Origin of the sequence: Paraburkholderia caffeinitolerans (genome assembly GCF_902859945.1) — a bacterium.
Taxonomy (GTDB): Bacteria; Pseudomonadota; Gammaproteobacteria; order Burkholderiales; family Burkholderiaceae; genus Paraburkholderia; species Paraburkholderia caffeinitolerans.
This window is the reverse complement of record NZ_CADIKL010000034.1, coordinates 48,181-71,774: the sequence shown is the minus strand read 5'-3', so window position 1 is coordinate 71,774 and position 23,594 is coordinate 48,181. Positions and strand designations below refer to the sequence as shown.

Annotated in this window: 19 protein-coding genes; 4 read left to right on the top strand and 15 right to left on the bottom strand. The window is 63.4% G+C overall.

The genetic code is table 11. The features are described 5' to 3' along the window. Positions 1-48 precede the first annotated feature (48 nt). The 3 genes from HV773_RS26800 to HV773_RS26790 all read right to left on the bottom strand — a co-directional run bounded on the left by HV773_RS26800 (position 49) and on the right by HV773_RS26790 (position 3,903). Positions 49-1,686, bottom strand: a complete 1,638-nt coding sequence (locus HV773_RS26800) for an amidohydrolase (protein ID WP_175197244.1) — start codon at positions 1,684-1,686, stop codon at positions 49-51. A 94-nt stretch (positions 1,687-1,780) separates the two neighbouring features. Then, complete coding sequence (locus tag HV773_RS26795) at positions 1,781-2,911, bottom strand: polyamine ABC transporter substrate-binding protein (protein ID WP_175197268.1); 1,131 nt, start codon at positions 2,909-2,911, stop codon at positions 1,781-1,783. Positions 2,912-3,063: 152 nt separating this feature from the next. Continuing rightward, on the bottom strand, positions 3,064-3,903 hold the full coding sequence (locus tag HV773_RS26790) for a helix-turn-helix transcriptional regulator (RefSeq protein WP_175197243.1): 840 nt from the start codon (positions 3,901-3,903) through the stop codon (positions 3,064-3,066). A gap of 284 nt (positions 3,904-4,187) precedes the next feature. Here HV773_RS26790 and HV773_RS26785 point away from each other — a divergent pair, with 284 nt between their 5' ends. Beyond that, on the top strand, positions 4,188-5,174 hold the full coding sequence (locus HV773_RS26785; protein WP_175197242.1) for a LysR substrate-binding domain-containing protein: 987 nt from the start codon (positions 4,188-4,190) through the stop codon (positions 5,172-5,174). 79 nt (positions 5,175-5,253) lie between these two features. Here HV773_RS26785 and HV773_RS26780 read toward each other — a convergent pair whose 3' ends face one another. The 7 genes from HV773_RS26780 to garD form a co-directional block, all read right to left on the bottom strand. Further along, on the bottom strand, positions 5,254-6,453 hold the full coding sequence (locus HV773_RS26780; protein ID WP_175197241.1) for a porin: 1,200 nt from the start codon (positions 6,451-6,453) through the stop codon (positions 5,254-5,256). A gap of 86 nt (positions 6,454-6,539) precedes the next feature. After that, positions 6,540-7,892, bottom strand: coding sequence for a TRAP transporter large permease (locus tag HV773_RS26775; protein WP_175197240.1), 1,353 nt, complete (start codon positions 7,890-7,892; stop codon positions 6,540-6,542). 7 nt (positions 7,893-7,899) lie between these two features. Beyond that, positions 7,900-8,379, bottom strand: a complete 480-nt coding sequence (locus tag HV773_RS26770; protein WP_175197239.1) for a TRAP transporter small permease — start codon at positions 8,377-8,379, stop codon at positions 7,900-7,902. A 39-nt stretch (positions 8,380-8,418) separates the two neighbouring features. Beyond that, the gene (locus HV773_RS26765) at positions 8,419-9,411 is read right to left on the bottom strand and encodes a TRAP transporter substrate-binding protein (protein ID WP_175197238.1); all 993 of its coding nucleotides are present in this window, start codon (positions 9,409-9,411) and stop codon (positions 8,419-8,421) included. 541 nt (positions 9,412-9,952) lie between these two features. Further along, positions 9,953-10,897, bottom strand: a complete 945-nt coding sequence (locus HV773_RS26760; protein WP_175197237.1) for an SMP-30/gluconolactonase/LRE family protein — start codon at positions 10,895-10,897, stop codon at positions 9,953-9,955. Next, positions 10,894-11,760, bottom strand: a complete 867-nt coding sequence (locus HV773_RS26755; RefSeq protein ID WP_175197236.1) for an NAD-dependent epimerase/dehydratase family protein — start codon at positions 11,758-11,760, stop codon at positions 10,894-10,896. Before HV773_RS26755 ends, HV773_RS26760 begins: the two co-directional genes overlap by 4 nt. A gap of 78 nt (positions 11,761-11,838) precedes the next feature. Beyond that, the gene (garD, locus tag HV773_RS26750) at positions 11,839-13,428 is read right to left on the bottom strand and encodes a galactarate dehydratase (RefSeq protein ID WP_175197235.1); all 1,590 of its coding nucleotides are present in this window, start codon (positions 13,426-13,428) and stop codon (positions 11,839-11,841) included. 261 nt (positions 13,429-13,689) lie between these two features. Between garD and kdgD the strand changes: the two genes are divergently transcribed. From kdgD to HV773_RS26735, 3 genes are all read left to right on the top strand, one after another. Continuing rightward, on the top strand, positions 13,690-14,607 hold the full coding sequence (gene kdgD, locus HV773_RS26745) for a 5-dehydro-4-deoxyglucarate dehydratase (protein WP_175197234.1): 918 nt from the start codon (positions 13,690-13,692) through the stop codon (positions 14,605-14,607). 183 nt (positions 14,608-14,790) lie between these two features. After that, positions 14,791-16,140: an MFS transporter gene (locus HV773_RS26740; protein ID WP_281365302.1), complete on the top strand. Its 1,350-nt coding sequence runs from the start codon at positions 14,791-14,793 to the stop codon at positions 16,138-16,140. Positions 16,141-16,221: 81 nt separating this feature from the next. Beyond that, positions 16,222-16,959, top strand: a complete 738-nt coding sequence (locus HV773_RS26735) for a FadR/GntR family transcriptional regulator (RefSeq protein WP_175197233.1) — start codon at positions 16,222-16,224, stop codon at positions 16,957-16,959. Positions 16,960-16,962: 3 nt separating this feature from the next. On the opposite strand, the gene HV773_RS26730 is transcribed toward HV773_RS26735, so the two are convergent. The 5 genes from HV773_RS26730 to HV773_RS26710 form a co-directional block, all read right to left on the bottom strand. After that, positions 16,963-17,670: a hypothetical protein gene (locus HV773_RS26730; protein WP_175197232.1), complete on the bottom strand. Its 708-nt coding sequence runs from the start codon at positions 17,668-17,670 to the stop codon at positions 16,963-16,965. Then, positions 17,671-17,928 carry a PAAR domain-containing protein gene (locus HV773_RS26725; RefSeq protein WP_175197231.1) on the bottom strand — a complete coding sequence of 86 codons (258 nt, stop codon included), beginning with the start codon at positions 17,926-17,928 and terminating at the stop codon, positions 17,671-17,673. Positions 17,929-17,938: 10 nt separating this feature from the next. Continuing rightward, positions 17,939-19,408 (bottom strand): virulence factor, encoded by a 1,470-nt coding sequence (locus HV773_RS26720; RefSeq protein WP_175197230.1) that lies wholly within the window; start codon positions 19,406-19,408, stop codon positions 17,939-17,941. Then, on the bottom strand, positions 19,405-21,663 hold the full coding sequence (locus HV773_RS26715) for a T6SS effector phospholipase Tle3 domain-containing protein (protein WP_175197229.1): 2,259 nt from the start codon (positions 21,661-21,663) through the stop codon (positions 19,405-19,407). Before HV773_RS26715 ends, HV773_RS26720 begins: the two co-directional genes overlap by 4 nt. A gap of 220 nt (positions 21,664-21,883) precedes the next feature. Further along, positions 21,884-23,467, bottom strand: a complete 1,584-nt coding sequence (locus HV773_RS26710) for an aldehyde dehydrogenase (NADP(+)) (RefSeq protein WP_175197228.1) — start codon at positions 23,465-23,467, stop codon at positions 21,884-21,886. Between the last annotated feature and the right edge of the window lie 127 nt (positions 23,468-23,594).

The following is a 23,594-nucleotide window of genomic DNA, read 5'->3' as shown; positions in this document are numbered from 1 at the left end:
AAATAGGTCTCATCACACAATCACCGTATCAATCAGCACACCAAATATTTATCGGTCGAAGCCCGGATTTCGATAAACTTCTTCGCCGCCAAGCAGCGTCATCAACACCTGTGTCTGGCTGATTTCATACGGCGAGATCTCGTACAGATTGCGATCGAGCACGATCAAGTCTGCGTATTTCCCGACACTCAAACTGCCGGTGCAGTCGTCGCGCCATGCGGCGTGCGCGGCGTTGATCGTGTAGCCCCGCAGCGCGTCATGCACGCTAATCCGGTGATGAGGCGTATGCGCCGGGCCTTCCTCGCGCGCATCGGGTTTTTGGCGCGTCACGGCGGTTTGCATGATTTCGAAGGGATCGAAGCCGGTCACGCCCCAGTCGCTGCTCACCATGCAGGTCACGCCCTGGCGAACGAACTCGCCAATCGGAAAGACCCACTGGCTGCGTTCGGGACCCAGCATGGCTTGCGCAATCGCGTCCGCCTCCTCCATCGGTTGCGCCCACAACGTCTGGAAATTCGCGAGAATGCCAAGCGATTTGAAGCGCGGAATGTCCGATGGACTCACCACTTGCAGATGCGCAAGCTGGTGGCGCGCATCCCACTTGCCGTTCTGGCGCTGCGCATGCTCGATGCCATTCACGGCGGCATGCACCGCACCGTCGCCAATCGTATGCACGTGAAGCTGAAATTTCTCGCGATCGAAAGCGGCGAAGTATTCGTCGATCTGCGCCTGGCTGAACATCAGTTCCGCGTTGCTGCCCGTGTCGCTGCGCGGTTCGAGCAGCGCCGCCGTGCCGTTCTCCAGCACGCCATCGAGAAAGAACTTGGCGGAGTGCAGCGACACCCGGTCTCCCTGATACGTCTGCCGCAAGTCGACCAGCTCGCGCACCTGTTCTTCGAGCGGCTTATGCGCGAAGATCTTCGACGTCGCGCGCACGCGCACCGTGAGGTCGCCGCGATCATGCGACGCCTGGTAATTCTCCATGTAATGCCGATTCACCATCGCATCGAGCACGCCCGTGATGCCGTGGCGATTGAATTCCCGGCTGTAATGCTTCATGGCTTCGAGGTACTCGGCGTCGGTATAGCTCGGCGCGATGCGGTTCATTGCCCAGATCGCGTCTTCGAGCAGCCAGCCTTTGGGGCTGCCGTCCGCGAGGCGCACGTAGCTGCCGTTCTCGGGCTCCGGGCTGCCCGGCTTCACGCCCGCGATTTCGAATGCGGCGCTGTTGGCCCAGCCATTGTGATAGTCGCAGGCGAACATCAGCGCCGGACGGCCGCCCGTCACGCTGTCGAGGCGCTCCTTGGTGAGTTCGTCCGGGCCGAACAGGCTCGGAGAAAAGCCCACGCCGCGAATCCACGCTTTCTCGGGATGCTGCTCGGCAAATTCGCGGATCCGTTCGAGCAATGCATCGACGGTCGTGACGTCGTACAGGGCCGCGTTGTGATAAAGGTCGGCGCTGCTCAACTGGAAGTGAACGTGGGTGTCCTGCAGGCCAGGCAGAATCATGCGTCCCTGCGCGTGGACGCGGCGCGTGCGTGCATCGGCAAGATGCTCGATTTCCGCGTTGCCGCCCAGCGCGACGATGCGCCCGTCGCGAATCGCGATTGCGTTCGCGCGCGGCTGGCGCTCGTCCATCGTGTGAATGTCGGCGTGAGTGATGATCAGGTCAACGGGCTGTGACATGGCAAATTCAAAATAAGTTATCCGAATCAATCCGCACAATGGCAGCGCTTCGGGTGCGCGCGGCGCCTTAGGGCGGCGCCGCGGCGGATGGGGTTCAGTCGTTCTTCAGCTTCGCCCAGAGGCGGTTCTGGAGACGCATGATCTCCGGCGGCACCGGCTTGTTGGCGATGAGCTTCGCGTACACGGCGGGCGGCGGGAACACGGCCGGATCGGCTTTCACTTCGGGGCGAATGAGCGGCTTCGCCGAAGGAATCGCCGTCGGGTACGACGTGTCGTTGGTCAGATTGGCCGCTTCTTTTGCCGAGAGCACATAGTCGATGAACTTGAGCGCGGCCTCGGGGTGCGGCGCATCCTTCGGGATCGCGATCATGTTGAACCAGATCGCCGTGCTTTCGGCCGGAATCACGTATTTGATGTGATACGTCTTGTGAGCCGACTCGGCGGCAAGGCGCGCGGCATTCACGTCGCCCGACCAGCCGAGCGAGACGCAAATATCGCCGCCGGCCAGATCGTTGATGTAGCTGGTCGAGTTGAACTGCGTGATATAGGGCCGAACGCTCTTGAGCAGTTCATATGCCGCCTGATAGTCGGCGGGGTTGGTGGTCGTCGGGTCCTTCTTCAGATAGATGAGCGCCGTGCCGAACGCGTCCACCGGCGAATCGAGCACCGAGATGCCGCAGCTTTTCAGCTTCTGCGCGTACTTCGGGTCGAACAGCAGCGCCCAGCTATTGAGCGGCGCATCGTTGCCCAGCGTGGCTTTCACCTTCTCGACGTTGAGGCCAAGCCCATCGGTGCCCCATAGCCACGGAATGCCGAATTGATTGCCGGGGTCGTCCTGCTGAAGCTGCTTCAAGCTCGCCGGGTCGAGCAATCCGTAATTCGGCAATTTCGATTTGTCGATTTTCTGGAAGATATTCGCGCGCACCTGGCGGGCCCAGAAAATATCGGACGGCACCACCACGTCGTAACCGGAATTGCCCGAAAGCAGCTTTGCCTGCAGCGTTTCGTTCGAATCGAACTCCTGGTAGACCACCTTGATGCCGGTGGCCTTCTCGAAGTTCGCGACCGTGTCCTTGCCGATCGAATTGCCCCAGTTATAGACGTTCACGACCTGCTCGGCCGCCTGCGCCACGGGCAACCCGCACCACGCCAGCCCTGCGGCGGCCAGCGCCACGCACGCAGCCCTGAGCGGGTTCACGCCCTTTCCCGATACCTGCCTCTTCATCATCATGGGGTTGTCTCCTCCGTCGCGCAGCGAAATGCGCGGGTGCAGGAAATTTAGCCCATGAGAATCAAGCAGTCTGTCCTGCCACAGAGGTGGACAAGGGTTTTTACCGACCGCCCAACGTCGAGAGCATTACGGGCGCTGCGACGCGCTCAGGCGTTGCCGCCGGCCCACGCGAACAGTTCCTTGCGGCTGCTCACGCCGAGCTTCGCGAACGCGCGCCCGACATAGGTCTTCGCCGTGGAAAGCTTGATGTCCAGATGGCTCGCGGCCTCGGGCACGGACCAGCGGCTCAGCAGCAGCTTGCAAAGCTCGCGCTCGCGTTGCGACAACTGGATGTTCTCGCGTTCGAGTTGAGCTTCGAAGCCGTCCTCGTGCGCGGGCTCGTCAAGAAGCGCGGGCCGTCGCGCACCACACGCGCGCACATGCGACTCGAACATCGGAAACAGCATCTCCGCCATGCGCCGCAGGCAAAAGAGTTCGTCCATCGCGAAAGCGGCTTGACCGCGCCCGCGCGTGAGGGACAAGGCAAATTGGTTCTTCGCGTCGCCGTGCACGAGCATGCATTCTTCGGCAATGCGCGGCTCGTCGAAGAAGCGGCGGCGCAACTCGCCCGCCGCCATTGCGCCAACGTCGCGCAGCAGCACCAGCGTGCCCTTCTGGGCCCGCACCGGCTGGGTCAGCGGATCGTCCTGCCAGTAGTCGCGGTAATAGTCGCGCATCACGTCCGACACGTCCTCATAACGCACGCTCCAGCTGCCGAACCAGTCGACGACATAGTCCGATTCGCTGCCCGCGCGCGGACGGCACCGTTCGAGATGCAGATAGTCGATCGGGACGCTCTCGCCAATCAGCGCCCCGATCGCGGGCGCGAATCCCTCGGTCCCGATTGCGCCGACCACGGCGCCGACCGTTTCCGGCCGGACGCGAATTGCGCCGCTGCCGGCGTCGGACGTTGCCGTCCGCGTGAGTCCCGAGTAAAGGATGTGCATGGAAGAAGCCTTGATGCGAAGTAGACCGTGCGCACCGCGATGCGCGCTGCGGGTTGCTTACTATACACGGCCCAAAGCGGGCGTCCGGCTCGCGTCAATGCGCACACTCGCCCGGCACGAATGCAATCAGCTTGTAGCGGCTCACGCCCCGCCCGATCGGATTCGGATTTCAGGTGGGGGCCAAGCGTATCCAGCTAGAATGGGAACCAAAAGACGTTAAATTCTAGTTCGTGACGACCCTGAGTTGTCACCACAGCGGCGCGCAAAAGCGAACAAAGGCGATCATGAAAGACCATCATTTGCGGGCATGGCTGAGCCTGGTCGATACCGGCAGCATTCGCGGCGCGGCGCGCCAGTTGAAACTGAGCCAGGCCGCAGTCACCAAGGCGATCCGAGAGCTCGAGGCCGATCTCGACGCGCCGCTGATCATGCGCGGCACGCGCGGCGTCACGCTCACTGAATGCGGACACCAGCTCACGATGCGCGCGCGGCTCTCGCAGGCCCAGCTCGCGCTCGCGCGCCAGGACATCCAGCAGATTCTCGGCGGCAAGCGCGGACGGGTCTCGGCCGCCGTCACGCCGATGGTCTTCCTCGGCGTGCTGCCCGACGTCATCGAACGCTTCCGCGCGCGCATGCCACTGGCAGAGCTGACGCTCGACGAAGGCATGATGCCGCTCGTGCTGCCCGCGCTGCGCGACGGCGCGATCGACTTCGCGGTGGCCGCGCCGACCGTCGAAGCACTCGGCAGCGAGTTCGAATTCGAGGCCCTCGGCACGCTCGAAACCGTGATCGTGTGCCGGCGCGGCCATCCGCTCGAACAGGCGACGCAGTGGAAGCAACTGGTCGATGCCACGTGGGTGATGAACCTGTCGCCGGGAAGCCAGCACAGCGGCCTGCTCGACCATTTCCGCCAGCAGCGGCTGCCGGCGCCGTCGGACATCATCCGCACCAACACGTTCGGCGTCTGCTGGAACCTGATGGCGCGCAGCGACGCGCTGCTCGCGTGCCCGGCCGGCATGCTCGCCGTCGAGCCCTATGCGCAGCAGGCGAGCCGGGTTCCCGTGCGGATGGCCTTGCCCGCGCTCGAGCTCGGCATTCTGAAGATGCGGGACGTGCCGCTGTCGCTCGCGGCGGAAACGCTCGCGGAAATGTTCAGGGTGGAGATCGCGGCGAGCGTGCACGGCAATCGCGCCGGGGTTCGCTCGGGTTCGCGCCAGAAGAGCGCGCGGCCGCAACGCGCGCCCACCAAAGAAAAAACCCGCGAGGCGTAACGCCATCGCGGGTTTGCGGTGATGCGTGAGTGGCGGCGAACCGCGCCGCCACGCACCGCTCAAGCCATCAGGAACGGTATTAGAAGCGGTGGATGATGCCCACGCCAACGCCAACCATGCTGCGCGACGAAGACGGCGAGCTGTTCTGGCCGTCGCCGATGTCCGCCGTGGCGTTGATGACGGTCTTGCCGTTCGTGCCCAGCGTCTGGCCGTTCGCGCGCTGATACGCTTCCAGCGCATACAGGCCGGTGCGCTTGGACAGTGCGTAGTACTGCGAGAGGTTGAACTGGTTGTAGCTCGCCGCGCTGGTGATGCCGTTCGACAGCGTCGCCGCGGTGTAGCTATAGCCAGCGGCCAGGTCCCACGCCGAGGTCGGCTTCCAGTGCAGCACGGCGCCGGCCGTGTTCCAGATCTGCGTGCCGTGGAACAGCGAAGCCGTGCCCGCCGCATATTGCACGTTCGAGTACGAGAGCGACACGTCCCACTGCGAGTTGAACGCGTAGCCGCCCGTCACCGCCACGCGCTGCTGCTTGGCTGCGCTCTGGAAGCCATTGTTGATTGCCGAGACGCCCGGCTGCGAGCCGTTGTTCGACGCCGTGGAGTTGGCACCCCATGCGCCGCCGCTCGTGTTGCCGTTGTCGATGCGCTGGATACCCGCCGCGATGCCGATCGGGCCGTTCAGGTACTGTGCCGCCACGCTCCACGTCTGGCCGGCGCCGGTGCTGCCGGGCGTGCCGCCCAGCGCGTACGAGCCGCTGACCGTCAAGCCGTACATGCTCGGCGACGTATAGACGAGCGAGTTGTTCACGCGGTACAGCGTATCGAGCGAGTCGATATCACCCGGGTGCGCGCCGTATGCGCCGGTCAGCCACGTGGTCGGGCTGTACGGCGAAAGCAGCGTGTAGTACGAGGTGTACTGGCGGCCAGCCGTCAGCGTACCGAAGCGGGTATCCGTCAAGCCGACCCACGCCTGGCGGTTGAACATCAGACCCGACACGGATTGTGCGCCGTTCGCGCTGTTGAAGCCCTCTTCCAACTGGAAGATCGTCTTCGTGCCGCCGCCCAGATCTTCCGAGCCCTTCAAGCCGAAACGGCTGCCCGCCCAAATGCCGTTAATCATCTTGACCGCCGAGCGGCCGCCCGAGTTCGAACCCAGCGCGGCCGAGCTGCTTTGGTAGCCAAGGCCCGTATCGACGATACCGTACAGGGTCACACTGCTTTGCGCATGGGCGCCCAGAGCGACCAACCCCAGAGCCGAAGCCAAGAGCGTCTTCTTCATATTCTCTCCTCTGTTAGAAACTATATTTATGCGGCCCTGAATACGTGCCGCCGAGTGTGAAGTCAAACTGGATCAAACAGCAAACGTCAGAAAACCGGGTGCCCATTGATCAGGCTCGGCAGCCAGGTCGAAAACCACGGAACGTACGTGACGATGTTGATGGCCGAAAAGATAGCGAGGTAATACGGCCACGCGACCTTGGTGGTTTCACCGATGGACACGTTGCCAATCGCGCAACCGATGAACTGCACCGAGCCAATCGGCGGATGCACGAGGCCAAGCGCGCAATTCAACAGGATCATGATGCCGAACTGCACCGGACCCACGCCGTTGTGCATGGCCATCGGCAAAAACAGCGGCGTCGTGATCAGGATGTGCGCCGCCATGTCGACGAAAGTGCCCAGAAACACCTGAATGATGTTGATGTACAGGAGCATCAGCCACGGCATCGAAGTCGCGCCGTCGAGCATGCGCTCGATCGAATCCGGAATCTCCAGGTAGGCCATCTGGAAGCGCAGCATGTTCGACACGCCGATCAGCAGCAGCACCACGCCCGTCGTTTTCGCCGCCTTGCCGAGCGCGTGACCGAGTTTCGCCAGCGACATCGAGCGGTACACCACGATGGTCAATATCAGCGAATACGCCACAGCGATCGCGGCCGCTTCCGTCGCGGTGGCGATACCGCGCGCCACGCAGAACAGAATGATCGCGATGACCATCAGGCCCGGCACCGCGCCGATGAACGTGCGCAGCACCGCCATCCAGCCCGGGAAACGCTGCAGTTCGGTCGAACCGTCCGCACGGCGCGGATAGCCGTGCTTGACGGCCTGCCAGTATGCGGCGATCAGCACGAGGCCCATCACCCACAGCACCGGCAAGAGCCCCGAAAACAGCAGGTCGCCAATCGACACGCCGTGCATCGGCATGCCGTTGAGCGTGCCGCTCACGCCCTGCGCCGCGAACGCGTAGATGATCATGTTGGTCGAGGTCGGCATCAGCGCGCCGGCGAGCGACGAATGCGTTGTCACGTTGACCGCGTACGCCGCGCTGTAGCCTTCGCGCTTCATCAGCGGGATCACCACGCCGCCCATCGCCGAGGTATCGGCGGTCGGCGAACCCGACACGCCGCCGAACATCGTGCACGCCACCACGTTGGCCATGCCGAGGCCGCCGCGGAAATGGCCAACGGTCGCCTGCGCGAAACGCAGGATGCGGTCGGCAATGCCGCCGTGGAGCATCAGCTCGCCCGAGAAAATGAAGAACGGGACCGCGAGGAACGAGAACGCGTTCATGCCCGAGACCATCGACTGCATCGCGGTGGCCGTCGGCAGTCCTTCGTATAGATACGTGAGGACGCAGGACAGCCCGAGCGCGAATGAGACCGGCACCCCGAGAAAGAGGAAAACGAGAAAACTGGCGGTGAGAAGGGCTAGTTCCATGATTGTTCTACTTGTGTTTCCGGGCGAAGAGCGCGAGCAGATGCTCGGTCGAGAACATCGCGATGCAGATGCTGGCGACGATCGGGATGCAGTAACGCAGCCCTTCCGGCAAACCCAGAATCGGAATCCGGTCGTGCCGCGTGGTTTCGGCCATCTCCAGGCAGCCGATAAAAATCGCCACTGCGAAAGCGATCAGGCACAGATGCTGAATGCCCGCCACGATCGTCTGGCCCTTCGGCGGCAGCTTCTTCACGAACGAGTCGAGCCCGATGTGACCGCCTTCGCGCACCCTCAACGCGGCGCCGAACAACGCGATCGCGATGACGAGCAGCAGCGCGATGGGCTCGACGAAATCGGGCGCGTCGGCAAAGACGTAGCGCATCACCACGCCATAGATCACGAGCGTGCACAGTGCGGCGAGGCTCAGCGCCGCCACGACCAGCAGCACGCGAAAAAGAAAATCGTTGGGGCGTTTCAGAAAAGTCATTGACCCTGTCCTTGTTGCGACACGTCCGGGACGCGAGACTTACTTGACGGCCTGGATCTCGTCGACGATCTGCTTCATTTCAGGCGTCTTTTCGTACTTCGCCCACACCGGCTGCATGGCCTTCACGAAAGCGGGACGGTCGATCTGCGCAGCCGTGATGATGGTGGCGCCGCCCTTCGTGACGATCTTCTGCGCATCGGCTTCACGCGCGGTCCACAGCTTCTCGTAGTACGGCACCGAGTCGGCCGCCGCCTTCTTGATGATCTGCTGCTCCTGCGGCGTCAGCGTGTCCCACACCTTCTTCGAGAACACCAGCACTTCCGGCGTCATCGAATGCTGAGTTTCCGAGTACACCTGAGCCACTTCGAAATGCTTGGTTTCTTCGTAGGACGGCAGGTTGTTTTCCGCGCCGTCGACGAGGCCGGTCTTCAGGCCCGTATAGACTTCCGCGAACGGCATCGGGGTCGGCGTGCCGCCCATCGCCTTGATTTCGTCCACCATCAGGTCGGACGGCTGCACGCGCACTTTCAGGCCCTTCATGTCGGCCGGCGACTTGATCGCCTTCTTCGCGTACATCGAGCGCGCGCCGCTCTCGTAGAACGTCAGCGCGATCATGCCTTTCGCGGCGAACGCGTCGAGAATCTTCTGGCCCACGGGGCCGTACATCACCTTGCGGAAATGGTCGATGTCGCGGAACAGGAACGGCAGCGACGGGATCATCGATTCCGGCACGATCTCGTTGAACGCCGCGCCGTTCGCGCGCGCCATGTCGAGCGCGCCGATGCGCACCTGGTCGAGCGTGTCGTTCTCGGAGCCGAGCGCGCTGTTGCCGAACACCTTCACCTTGTCCTTGCCGTCGGTCGCCTTGGTGATTTCCTCGCCCATGTACTTCACGGCCATGTTGGTCGGATAGGTGTCGCCGTGCACGTCCGCAACGCGAAACACGCGCGCTTGCGCCGACATCGTGCTGAACGCCAGCGCCGCGGCCGCAACGATCATCGAAACACGGGAAGAGGCAAACTTCTTGTTCATCGTGACATTCCTTGGAAATTGACCATCCCATCGATTGCGGATGTGACATGGTTTTAATGCGTCTCCGGCTCGGCGCATCGCCCCTTCGCAAGGTGCGGCGCTCGCCGTACTGGCTGTGCAACCACCCCGGCACAGGTTATCCAGCACTCCTGTCGATCACTCGACTTCCCCGCTTCGATTACGCCGGCAACCTTTCAGGCGAAAGCGATTTGTTGGGTCATCTATGTTGTACGACGACAGACGAAGTCTATAAAAGCACTTTTCGCTTGTACAGACGGTATTTACCCGCAGAATCACCCTCCTGGCAGCCCTGGCCGGATCCGCACACCGCCAAGGCCCGTGCCTGTTACAGCGGGGTATGGCAGCGCAATTCGAAGCCGCTCGCAAGATGTTGTGCATTTGAAACAGGAACGTTAAAGACAGTGACTTCTACGCGACAAGTTGTACGATGAGTGACGATAAATTGCGATAGGAAATGTCCCGTAAACGAAAAACGCCGGGAGAAGGACTTCCTCCCGGCGCATGCTTCGTGCAAGTCTGATTACAGTTGCCCTGCGAATTCCGGCTCGGGCAGCCCGCTCACGCCGGGTCGCAGCGCGAACACGTGGCCGTCGTGCTCGCTCGCGCCATTGCCCGGACGGATCGACGTGACAAACAGCGTATCGAGCTCGCGGCCGCCGAACGCGCACATGGCCGGCTTCACGGCCGGCACGGCGATCTGCCGGTCGAGCTTGCCTTGCGGCGTGAAGCGCAGCAGCAGCCCCGCGTCGTTCGCGCAGATCCAGTAGCAGCCGTCGGCGTCCACCGCCGCGCCATCGGGGCGGCCCGCGTAGTGGTGCAGATCGGCGAACACACGCCGGTTGCGCGGCTCGCCCGATTCGACGTCGTAGTCGAACGCCCAGATCAGGCGGCGCAGCGGATGCGAGTCGGACAGATACATCGTCGTGCCATCCGGCGACCAGCCGAGGCCGTTCTGCGTGATGAGCGCGTCGACGACCGGCGCGGACAGCGCGCCAGTTGAGTCGAAGCGGTACAGCGCGCCGCCCGGAATGGCCGCGGCCATATCCATGACCATCGTGCCGGCCCAGAAGCGCCCTTGCCGGTCGCAACGGCCATCGTTGAAGCGCATGCCGGCGTGTGGAAATGCGGGCGCCGCGAGCTGGCGGACCGTCGCCTTCAGCGGCTCGCCGCCCGCCGCGCCAGGCGCCTTCGCCTCGCCCAGCGTGAGCGCGAACAGCCCCGTTTCGCAACCGGCGAGCACGTTGCCGTCACGGTTGAAGGCGATGCAGGCAACCTGCTCCGGCAGCAGCCATTCGGTGCGCCGGCCCGTTTCGAGCTGAGCCCGCACGATCTTCTTCGCCGGAATGTCCACCCAGTACAGCGCCTGCTCCGCCGCGCGCCAGACCGGGCTTTCGCCCGTCGCCGCGGGCAGCGGTCCGGCGGCTTCGAGCCGCTCCACTTTCGGGTTAACCGTTGCGCCCGTCATCTGGACTCCCCCGTCGCGTTGTTGCGTTTGGGCTCCATCGGTCCGGCGAGCACGAACGGGCCGCCCTGGTACAACTGGGTCGGATCGTCGAAGCGCGGGTCGGGCGCGCCAGCGGGAAACAGATGCTCGAACGGCTCGGAGCTGTCCTTCGGACGGAAGCCAAGGAACGCGGCCTTGGTGTTGTCCACCCAGGAAATGCGGTTGTCCGATACGCCATAGACGATCGCATGGCCGACGCGGTTGGTGAACAGCGCGCAGCGCACGAGCTCGATGAAGTCGCGGTAGCTCAGATACGTGACGAGCATGCGCGCCGACTTCGGCTGCTCGAACGAAGAGCCGATCCGCAGACACACGGTCTCGAGACCAAAGCGGTCGAAGTAGTAGCGCGACAGCGCCTCGCCGAAACACTTCGTGACGCCATACAGGCCATCGGGGCGCAGCGGCGCGTCGACGTCGACCACCTCGGTCACCGGGTGAAAACCCACCGCGTGATTCGAGCTTGCGTAGATGACGCGCTTCACGCCCTGCTTGTATGCGGACGAGTACAGGTTGTAGAGGCCGCGAATGTTCGCTTCGAGCAGATCCTCGAACGGCGCCTCGACGGAAATGCCGCCGAGATGCACCACGGCATCCACGCCTTCGAGCAGCGCGTGCACGGCTGCTGCATCGGCGAGATCGACGACGGCGGCTTCCTCATGCGCGGCGACTTCGCCGAGCGGCGCAATGTCGGACACGCGCACGATGTCGGCCCAGTCGGCGAGCGCGCCGCGCAACTGCTTGCCGAGATTGCCCGCCGCGCCGGTGAGAAGCAGGCGGCGGAAAGGTTTCTTCGCCGCGGAGCGGTCGAGGTTCGAATCGGTCATGTTTTTTTGCTTCTGATTCTCAGAATGAAGTTGGAGCAACGCGCGAGCCGATAAAGCGGCGCAGCGGCAAGGTGGCGCTCAGGTCACCGGCGCCGGATTGAACAGCGTCAGCGCGTTATGCAGCTTGAGCTTCTCCGCGCAGGTCGCTTTGCGCCCGCTCGCCACGTCGAGCATCAGGCGGAACAGTTCCCAGCCCACGTCCTCGATGCTGGCCTGGCCGGTCGCGATGGTGCCGGCGTTGACGTCCATCAGGTCGAACCAGCGGCGCGCGAGGTCCGAGCGCGTCGCAACCTTGATCACGGGCACCTCGGCGAGGCTGTACGGCGTGCCGCGCCCCGTCGTGAACACGTGCAGCGTGATACCCGAGGCCACCTGCAGCGTGCCGCAGATGAAGTCGCTCGCGGGCGTCGCCGCATAGATCAAGCCCTTCTGGCTCACCTTCTCGCCCGGCGACAGCACACCGGAGATGGCCGAGTTGCCCGACTTGATGATCGAGCCCATCGCCTTTTCGACGATGTTCGACAGCCCGCCCTTCTTGTTGCCGGGCGTGGTGTTCGCGCTGCGGTCGGCGCCGCCGCGCTTCAGGTAATCGTCGTACCACTGCATTTCGCGGATGATCGCCGCGGCCACCTCCGCATTGGCCGCGCGCGCCGTGAGCTGATCGACGCCGTCGCGCACTTCGGTGACTTCCGAGAACATCACGGTCGCCCCCGCGCGCACCAGCAGGTCGGTGGCGAAGCCGACGGCCGGGTTCGCGGTCAGCCCGGAGAACGCGTCGCTGCCGCCGCACTGCACGCCGACCACGAGATCGGACGCCGGGCAGGTTTCGCGGCGACGGTTATTCAAGCGCCTGAGATGCCCCTCGGCCATGCGCATGATCGACTCGATCATCGACTGGAAGCCGACGTGCGCTTCGTCCTGCAACACCACGACGTCGCCATTGGGGGCCGCCGCAACTTCGCCGATGTCGGCGACGTCGTCCACGTTCGCGGCCGCCGCGATCGGGATCGTGCCCGGCGGCATCAGGCGCTCGGGCTGCAGCTTCTCGCAGCCGAGGCTCACCATCATCACCTCGCCGCCGAAGTTCGGATTCAGCGCGATGTTGCGCACGGTGCGGATCGGCACCATCGCGTCGGGCGCGTCGATCGCGACGCCGCAGCCGTAGGTGTGGCCGAGGCTCACGACGTCGTCGACGTTCGGGTACTTCGGCAGCAGTTCCGCCTTGATGCGCGTGACCGCGTGCTGGACCACGTCGGCCACGCACTGCACGGTGGTCGTGATCGCGAGGATGTTGCGCGTGCCGACCGAGCCGTCCGCGTTGCGATAGCCCTCGAAGGTATAGCCATCGAGCGGCGCCATCTCGGGCGGCTTGATGGTGGCGATGGGCAGGTCTTCGAGCCCCGGCGGGCTGGGCATGCGGATCACGTGCTCGTTGATCCAGCTGCCCTTGGGCAGCGCCTTCAGCGCATAGCCGATCACCACGTTGTAGCGAATGACCTCGTCGCCCTCGGCGAGATCGGCCAGCGCGACCTTGTGCCCTTGCGGCACGCGCTCGCGCAATGCGAGGCCGTCGGCAAAGACCGCGCCCTCGCCCAGACCGCCGTCGTTGACGACGATCGCGACGTTGTCGTTGGGGTGAACGCGTATGTAGAGCGGAGTGTGTTCCATTGCATCGATCCTCAAGGCACTGTCAGCATGCTGCGCCATTATTCATACGTCATCATACAACATAGGCGTTAACCACACCGTTCCGTATTTACCCTACGATGCGTATTACGCCATGAATCCCCGTTGAATTCCCGGATCCGTTGTTGTACGATGACGTATAAGTAATCGGCATTTCTTTGAAAAATTCCTTACTTGTCGGACCTCCGGCTTCAAGAGCCAGGCGGGCCGACCCACCGAAACATACCGCTTCTGGATATTCACATGACGACACCGCAAGAACTCAAGCAGATCGTTTCGGAAGGCCTCCTGTCCTTCCCCATCACGGACTTCGACGCACAAGGCGATTTCCGCGCCGACACCTACGCCGAGCGCCTCGAATGGCTGGCTCCGTACGGCGCGTCGGCCCTGTTCGTGGCCGGCGGCACCGGCGAATTCTTCTCGCTCACGCACGACGACTACTCGAAAGTCGTGCGCACCGCCACCGAAGTCTGCAAGGGCAAGGTGCCGATTCTCGCCGGCGCGGGCGGCCCGACCCGCGTCGCGATCGCCTACGCGAAGGAAGCCGAGCGCCAGGGCGCGCAAGGCATCCTGCTGATGCCGCACTACCTGACCGAAGCCAGCCAGGAAGGCATCGCCGCACACGCCGAAGAGGTCTGCAAAGCCGTGCCCAACATGGGCATCATCATCTACAACCGCGCGAACTCGAAGCTCAACGCCGACATGCTGGAGATCCTGGCCGAGCGCTGCCCGAACCTGATCGGCTTCAAGGACGGCGTGGGCGAGATCGAAAACATGGTGACGATCCGCCGCCGCCTTGGCGAGCGCTTCTCGTACCTCGGCGGCCTGCCGACCGCCGAAGTCTACGCCGCCGCCTACAAGGCGCTCGGCGTGCCGGTGTATTCGTCGGCGGTGTTCAACTTCATTCCGAAGACGGCGATGGACTTCTACCGCGCCATCGCGGCCGACGACCATGCCACCACCGGCAAGCTGATCGACGAATTCTTCCTGCCTTACCTGAAAATCCGCAACCGCCGCGCGGGCTACGCGGTCAGCATCGTCAAGGCGGGCGCGAAGCTCGTGGGCCACAGCGCGGGCCCGGTGCGCGCGCCGCTCACCGACCTGACCGGCGAAGAAATGGAACAGCTCGACGCGCTGATCCGCAAGCTCGGACCGCAGTAAGGCCGCGGCGGCGCGCTTGCACACACGCACAAGCACGCACGCGCCGCCAGCCAGACCGACGAGGACCGCACAGACGGTCCCGTCATGCGCGCCCAGCCCGGCAACGCCGCCGGGCGCGCTGCCTTTGCATGACAGGCAAACGGCCGATACGCCGCCCCTGCCGGATCAACTCAGGAGACAACCATGAACATGAGCCGCACGGCCAGTTCCACCAGCGCCGTCGCGCGCACCCGGGTTCGCTACACGATCCTGGCGCTGATCTTTCTGATCACCACGCTCAACTACGCCGACCGCGCGACCCTCTCGGTCACGGGCTCCGCGATGCGCGCCGCGTTCAGTCTCGACGCGATCCGCATGGGCTACATCTTCTCCGCATTCAGCTGGGCCTACGTGCTCTCGCAACTGCCGGCCGGCTGGCTGCTCGACCGCTTCGGCGCGCGGCGCGTGTACGCGGCCAGCATTTTCTCGTGGTCGATTTTCACGCTGCTGCAAAGCTCGATCGGCCTGCTGGGCAGCGCGGGCGCCGCGGTGACCGCGCTGTTCGTGCTGCGTTTCGCGATGGGCGCGGCGGAATCGCCCGCGTTTCCGGCCAACGCAAAAGTGGTCGCGAGCTGGTTCCCGACCAACGAACGCGGGACCGCATCGGCCATTTTCAACGCCGCGCAATACTTCGCCGCCGTGGTGTTCACGCCGCTGATGGCATGGATCACCCACGCGTTCGGCTGGCAGGCCGTCTATGTCGTGATGGGCGCGCTCGGGCTGCTGCTCGCGTTCACGTGGCTGACGTTCATGAAAAATCCCGCCGACCACCCGCGCGTCTCGCGCGCCGAACTCGACTACATCGAGCAAGGCGGCGGCCTCGTGAGCGGCGCGCGCAAGGCTCGCTCCGACGACGTCGAAAAATCCGTCGGCTGGGCGCTGTTCCGCCAGCTGATCAGCAACCGCATGTTGCTCGGCGTCTATCTCGCGCAGTACTGCATCAACGTGCTGACCTACTTCTTCCTGACCTGGTTTCCGATCTACCTCGTGCAGGCGCGTGGCATGACGATCCTGCACGCGGGCCTCGTTGCTTCGCTGCCGGCGATCTGCGGCTTTTCGGGCGGCGTGCTCGGCGGCCTGATCTCCGACGGGCTGATCCGGCGCGGCGCATCGCTCACGTTCGCGCGCAAGCTGCCGATCGTGGGCGGCATGCTGCTGTCGACCTGCATCATCGGCTGCAACTATGTCTCGACCGACTGGATCGTGGTCGCGCTGATGTCGCTCGCGTTCTTCGGCAAGGGCATCGGCGCGCTCGGCTGGGCCGTGGTGGCCGATACGGCGCCGAGGGAAGCGCTGGGCCTTTCGGGCGCGATTTTCAACATGTTCGGCAACGTGGCCGGCATCGTCACGCCGATCGTGATCGGCTATCTCGTCGCCAACACGGGCTCGTTCAACGGTGCGCTCGTGTTCGTCGGCGCGAATGCGCTGATCACCGTGTTCAGCTACCTCGTGATCGTGAAGAAAATCGAGCGCGTCGAGCTGCGCGCGGCCTGAGCAGTCATCGGAGCGACCATCGGGCGACGGTATAATCCCATGCAGAGACCTCTGCCAATTTCCAATCAAGGGGCGTATTCGATGGCCACACCAGTCGCGCCTCCGCCACGACGCGCACGCAATCTTGCCGAGCTCGTCGTCAACTATGTCACCGAGCAAATTGCCGCCAAGGCACTGAACCCCGGCGACAAACTCCCGACCGAATCGCAACTGATGCACACGCTCAGCGTGAGCCGCACCGTGATTCGCGAAGCCATTTCGCGCCTGCAGGCAGGCAAGATCATCGAAACGCGGCACGGCATCGGCAGCTTCGTGCTCGAACCGCCGCGCGAAAAGCTCGGCATCGACGTCGTGCCCGCCACGACGCTGCGCGACGTGCTGGCCATTCTCGAACTACGCATCAGCCTGGAAACGGAATGCGCGGGCCTCGCCGCGCAACGCGCGAAGCCGGACGATATCGCGCGCATTCGCGCGGCGCTCGACGCGATTGAAACTTCGCGCCACAACGGGCAAGACAGTGTGGACGCCGACCTGCAGTTTCATGTCTCGGTGGCGCGCGCTACCGGCAATCGCTACTTTGTCGACATCCTCTCCCAGATGGGTAGCGCGCTGATTCCGCGTAAGCGGCTTGACTCGGCCGGCATTGCGCGCGCCGATCCCGATGCGTACCTGTCGCTCGTCAATCTCGAACACGAGAGCATTTTTGAGGCAATCTCGCGGCACGATGCTGAAGGCGCGCGCGCGGCGATGCGCATGCATTTGTCGAATAGCCGGGAGCGGCTGCGGCGGGCTAATGGGGTGGGTGAGGGGAATAGCTGAGCGTCAGAAAAATCGAAACCGTCCGGCGGACTGCTGCGACGGCTGAAAGGCGAATTCCCGCGCAACGAAATGCCATTGCCCGAACTCGGGGTCGTACACCGCGTACTGGTTGCCTGCTTCGGGTGTCAAGGTGGTCAAGAGCGGCATCGTGTCGAGCGCCCGATCTAGCGCCCGCTGCGTGCGTGGCCGCGCCCAGAGCCTGACCAGCTCCGCAGTTTCCCGCCAGGCAAACAGCCCCGCCTGTTCGTACAGGTAGTCGATATGCACAAGCGCATCCGCGTCCACTTCGATGCCGGACAACGTGGAGCGCGTTCGCGACCCTTGCACGCAGACCACCGCCCATAGCGAACCATCGGGGCGCTCGAGCACGCGTCCGTCATGCGCCGCCCAGGCGATGTGAAGAGAAACCTGCATCTGCTTCGCATCCGGGCAAAAGACGTTCGGTTCAACCCCGGAAACGCGCGCCAAATGAAAGTTGCTGGCATTGCGCCGCGCCTGGTACTCGCCTGAAACCAGCGCATTGAACATCGACAGATAGAAGTTCGGGGTCTCGCCGTCCGGAAGACGACTCCCTTGCACCTGTGCGGCAACGCCATCCGCTACCAGGCGGATCAACATATACGGGTCGATTATTTCGACGGCCTTGATGTTTTCATCCGCCTTGATTTTTTCGTCCGCGGGGCGACGACGCATGCGATTCCAGCCGAACATCTATTTGCGCCCCGATGACGACATACTCGAAATCAACTCGGCCCCACACGAAGTCTTGTGGCCGTTGAATGCCGCAGCAGCGCCATCGACCTTGAAGTTGTCATCGCCGTCGGCAATCACAACTTCGCCATGCAACGCGCAGAGGCACGCATCGCCTTGGCGTGCAACCGCCCGCCCCATGACCTTGTAATTGGGCGCGCCAGCTTCCACATGCCCGCCGTGACTGAGAAGGTCGCCGACCCGGATGATGCCTTGCATAACTTCTCCTTTACTCTGAATAGCCCTGCTTTAAGCCCTTGTCCACGTCGAAGCGGCGGCCCCACCACGGCAGATAAGCATTGTTTCCGCCGCGCGCGCGGAACCAGTCGGCATCGGCATCGATGGGGTTGAGTTTCGACGGCGGCACGATCACCACCGCAACGGGATGATTCGCATCTGTGGTGCCCGCGACCAGCACATTGCCGCCCAGATGATTCGCGCGGCCGATCGCGAGCGCGACGTCTGTCAATGCGGTGCCCGCGCCCATCTCGCCGAGCAGTGCAGGCGTGTTGAACATCTGTTTGCCGTACTCGAAATCGGGCAGCGTTTCGGTGAGCGTGCGCGACAGCGGGACGACGCGCGCCGATGCCTCGTCGCTGGCCCGGCCGGCATCGTGTATGACGTAGTGAATGTCGGGAACAGTGATGCCCGCATTGTGCGCAGCGGCTTCAACCGTTGCTTTCCACGCCTGTACTGTGCGGGTCGTGCCGGCTTTCGCTTCGAAATCGTTCGCGTTGCCAGTTGCAGCACGGCCGATCCAGGCGAGCGGTTCGCGCTCCGTTTTAAAGTCGGGGCCGGTCAGAATCAGCAGCACCATGTTTTCGTTAAGCTGCCCGTCCTTTGGCGGGAAACTCGGTGCGTCCCAGTTCATGACCCACACGCTTTTGTCCGGATTGGCCTGGAGGTAATCGAGCGCGGCGTTCAGCGAGGTGAAGCCCGCGTTCGGGCCGCCCGGTGTCACATGAACGTCGGGCGGGGTGCTGTCGCTCCAGAGTTTGGGGAAATACTTGTTGCCGATGTTGAATTCGCTAATGATCTTTTTTTGTAAATAGGTTTTGGCTTCAACCGGATCGAGTCGTGTGGGAATGGCAAACTCGACGTGGATGCCGGCCAGTTCTCGCCAGTCTTTTTTGTTTTCTGGCTTGACTGTGTAGAAGTATCCGGAATTCATTACGTAACGGGTTCCGAATAGAAGTAGCAACTCTTCAACATATTTGTGATAAAAGCCCTTGAAAGTCTCTGTGCCATCGTTTCCATAAGCAAGAGCACCAATGGACTGCAGCGTCGAGAATTTTTGCGGTTGAGTCCGCACCATGTCGTCGTTCTTGTTGGGCTTCACCAGACCCAAAGCCCACAACAATTGCCATTCGGTCGGATAGTCGCGCCGTTGCAAGGGATTGAGCCATTGGACGCCAACGACCTGCGCAACGAAGGGCCGGGAAGACTCGCTGGTTGCGGCCGCGGTTTCTGCCGGCGGCGTGGCGGTCTGCGCCGTCGCCGGCATCAGCACCGTGCTCAGCACGAACGTTGCCCAAGCGGCAAGACCCGGCAGCAGAAACAGTCGTTTCATGAAATCTCCAGTATCGAGGGGTTCCAGGTTGTCATGCGCCATCCACACCAGCATGACAACCGCTGACAGGATCAACGCGCAGAATGCCAGCGCCACGCGGCGCGGCCAAGTTGCAATCAGAGCGCTCATGCGATTCCCCCGATATTCAGATAGAAGCTGCCTTCACGTTCGTCCGCGATCTTTGCGGGCATTTTTGCTTCGTCATCTTTTTTTGCCCATATATCCAGTGATACGCCGCCGAGAACGCCATCATTGAAGTACTCGGAATATTTCTTGTTTGGATTTTCGTCGCCCATTCCCCTGCCAAACCGCCAGTCAGCTTCAATTCGAAGGGCCTTCATCTGTTCCGGCGACAGGTAGCACAACCCGACCGCAACGTCATACGCGAGCGCCCTTTCCGCATGCATCGGATTCGTCATGATGGTCGAGTGGTTGGTCGGATTGTTGTTCGCGCCCTTGTCCAGAATGCTGACGACCTGCGCGTTGCGCCATTGCGTGTAGCCCTCCGGGGCCGCACTCTTGCCGTCCTCGCCAATCACGTTGCCGTCCCCGTCAAGCCAATCCGGATTACGTTGGCGCAGTGCGCGCATGCGCAAAATGGCATGATCCTCGTAACGCTGCTGCGCTTCGCTGTCTTTATCGCCGATGGCCTTCGCCCCTTTCCCGTAGCTGTCGTACGGATCGTCGGGCTTCACGTCCGTCTTCGCCGCGTCACGTGCTGCCGAAGGCGGGTCGTGGCTCTCGTTGAAGTCGCTGTGCGCATTCGGGCCATCATCAATTTCGACATCCTTACCGTATCGCCGCGCTTTCGGCGTGAACGGTTCATCGAGCTTCGGCGCATCGGCCACGACTTTCCAGCCAGTCGGCGGGTCCGCATTCACGCGCATCGCATCGAGCGACGATGTCACCAGCGTCACGATGGACAGTACCGGCGCCGTTACGGTCGTGGCAAACCATCCGACGGGGTTCTCATTGCCGCTCCACGCATCCGTCAATCCGTATATCGCGGGCGGCGACGGCGGATACCAGAAGCCGCTGGTCTTTCCTTTACCGTGCCGCCAGTCGTCTTCCCAGTAGCGATATTCGAGCGGTGCATTCTTCAGGCTGTACAGCCCCACCGGAAAGTGCGTCGCGAACACGCGCTGTGTCAGCACGCCGTGCGCCCCCGTGTCGGCAAGTTCGTGGCCCGCCAGTCCGCGCCAGCCGATGCCCTGCACGGTCGTGGCCGAGATCACCTGGTCATGCGGACAGCAGTACAGCGTGACGCGGCCGTAAGTGCTGTTGTTCACGCCATGGGCCGCGCGGTCTTCCGCCGCCTTGTAGCGCTTCCCGCTGGTCAGCGATATGCGTTCGTTCGCCATGTCTTCATCGACCTTGTCGACGGGCATTTCGAACGGCTGTTGCGCACGAATGATGTCGAAGAATTCCCGTAGCGTCTTCGTACGCGCCTCATAGGTCTCGCGCCCCCGCTTGTCGCCCGCATCGCGAATCCGGCGCTGCGACCAGTTCTCCATCACCGTGCCCGTGTTCGCGACGCTGTACGGCGGGTTCGCGAGCACGTAGGCATCGGCCACGCAGCGCCCGATGTTGCCCCAGGGGTCAGTGACTTCCGGCAACTGGTCGCCAAAGAAAGCGGCCGCGAGGCCCACCATGTTCCCCTGGCTGTGGCAGACGATCGTGATCGGCACATTGGCCTGTTTCTGCCGGATCGACTGGACCAGTTTCGCCAGCCGCAGCGCGGCCAGCACGCCGTAGGCGCGTGGCGGCGTCCGGTACAGCGGGCGCTGCGTCGGGTTGAGTCCCTGGACGGTGATGAAGCCGAAGATGCGGTCGTCGATGCCCTCCTGCCACAGGTCCGGCAGGCTCGAGCAGCCATTGGCAAACGGGCCGCCGCCCCAGTAGCCCTGTTCGTTCAGGAAGATCTTGTCGCCGTACGCCTTCAGTTCATCTTTGTTCGCCTTGTAGCCCCAGCGGAAATGAATCACGGGCGAGAACGACGGGTCGGGTTTGATGTAGTTGTCGACAAGCAGGTTCGGGTTCAGAAACCCATCGGGCGTCAGGCTCCCGGTGTACTGGGCCGGCGACATCTGCCCGCCAACCACGCCCTTGTGCGCCATCTGGTCGTCCAGACGCGCGAGCCGCCGGTTCAGACCTTTGCACAGCCCTTCCTCGGCGGATTCGTACCACTCGCCTTCGGAGTTGACGCCATGCACGAAAATGACGACGCCGGGCAATGGCTGCTGCTTTACGCAGATCAGTTCGCTAGTTAAATCGAAGACCAAAGGCCCCTGCCCCTGGCCAACCACGATGCGCGGCGGTTCGGTGGCTGGCGCAGCGGTTGGAGTGGGTGACGCCGCGTCTGGATTCGTGAAAGAGTCGGTCATGCTCGAACAAACCCTTCAATCAGAATGGAATCCAGATATTCTGCTTGACGAACTAATTCACGAATGATGCAAGCGGGCTGCCGTTGACGGACAACAATTTTCCCGCGTCGTTTGCTCGGGTCGAGGCAAGATCAGGGCCGCTAACATGTTGTGCTTGCAATAAAAAATGGCCGGGGATTTTGAATCCCCGGCCATTTTTTTGAACCATCGCGCCGTTAATTTAACCGCGCACGATCTCCCCATCACGACGACGCCACAGATCGAGCGGATTGTAGTCAGCCAGCGCCTGCGGCAGCAGTTCGGCCGGGAAATCCTGGTAGCACACGGGACGCAGGAAGCGGTCAATCGACGTCGTGCCAACAGAAGTCGCGCGAGCATCCGAGGTCGCCGGAAACGGCCCACCGTGGACCATCGCGTGGCACACCTCAACGCCGGTCGGGAAACCATTGACCAGAATCCGCCCCGCCTTGCGCTCGAGAATCGTCACCAGCTTCTTCGCGGCCGCCACATCGGCGCTGTCCATCTGCAGCGTCGCCGTCAACTGGCCGGCAAAGTGCTCGGCCACCTTCAGCAGTTCCTGCTCGTCCTTGCAACGGATCAGTGTCGACACCGGGCCGAACACTTCGTCTTCAAGCGCCGGAGTCGAGAGGAACGTCTGCGCATCGGTCACAAACAGCGCCGCGCGCGCCTGGGTCGGACCGGTCGCGGCCACGCCACGCGCCACCACTTCGACGCCCTGCGTCGCGGCAAGCTGGTTCTCGCCCTCCTCATACGCGGCATGAATGCCCGAGGTCAGCATGGTTTGCGCCGGCTTCGCGACCAGCGCCTCGGAAGCCGCGGCGACGAAGCGCTCCAGCGCCTCGCTTTCGATCGCGATCGCGAGACCCGGGTTGGTGCAGAACTGGCCCGCGCCGAGCACGAGCGAGTCGACGAATCCGCGCGCGATGCTCTCGCCGCGCGCCGCAAGCGCGCTCGGCATCAGGAACACCGGGTTGATGCTGCTCATTTCGGCGTAGACCGGAATCGGCTCCGGCCGCGCCGCCGCCACGCGCATGAGCGAGGTGCCGCCCGCGCGCGAGCCGGTGAAGCCGACCGCCTTGATGGCCGGGTGCGCAACCAGCGCCTCGCCCACCGAGTTGCCCGCGCCGACAATCATCGAGAACACGCCTTCGGGCAGATCCATTTCCTGTGCGACGCGCTGGATCACGCGGCCGACCAGCTCCGAGGTGCCGAGGTGTGCGCGATGCGCCTTCACGACGACCGGGCAGCCGGCCGCGAGCGCCGCGGCGGTATCGCCACCCGCCACCGAGAACGCGAGCGGGAAATTGCTCGCGCCGAACACGGCGACCGGGCCGAGCGCGATCTTCTGCATGCGCAGGTCCGAACGCGGCAGCGGCTTGCGCTCAGGCAGCGGCGAGTCGAGCGTGGCGCCGAGCCACTGGCCCGCGCGCACGACCTGCGCGAACAGCTTGAGCTGGCCGGTGGTGCGGCCGCGCTCGCCTTCCAGACGCGCCTTCGGCAAGCCCGATTCGGCCTGGGCGCGCTCGATCAGTTCGTCGCCGAGCGCGGTGATGCCGTCGGCGATGCGCTCGAGGAACTCCGCGCGCACCGCGAGCGGCAGTTGGCGATAGGGGTCGAAGGCTGCGCGCGCCAGCTCGCACGCCTCGTCGACATTGGCCACGGTGCCGCTGCCGAACACCGGTTCGGCAATCTCCGACCCCGTCGCGGGATTGAAGGCGCGCCGCGCTTTTTCTTCGCCGCGCACGGCTTGGCGGCCGACCAGCATCTCTCCGGTAATAGGCATTTGAGCTTTCCTTGAATGGCGTCTTTAGATATACGTCATCCTACAACATAAAAAGACTTGTACGCAACCGGGAGCGCCCATCGGACTGGGGATTCCGGGTTTACACACCCGTTACAAGGACAGGCAT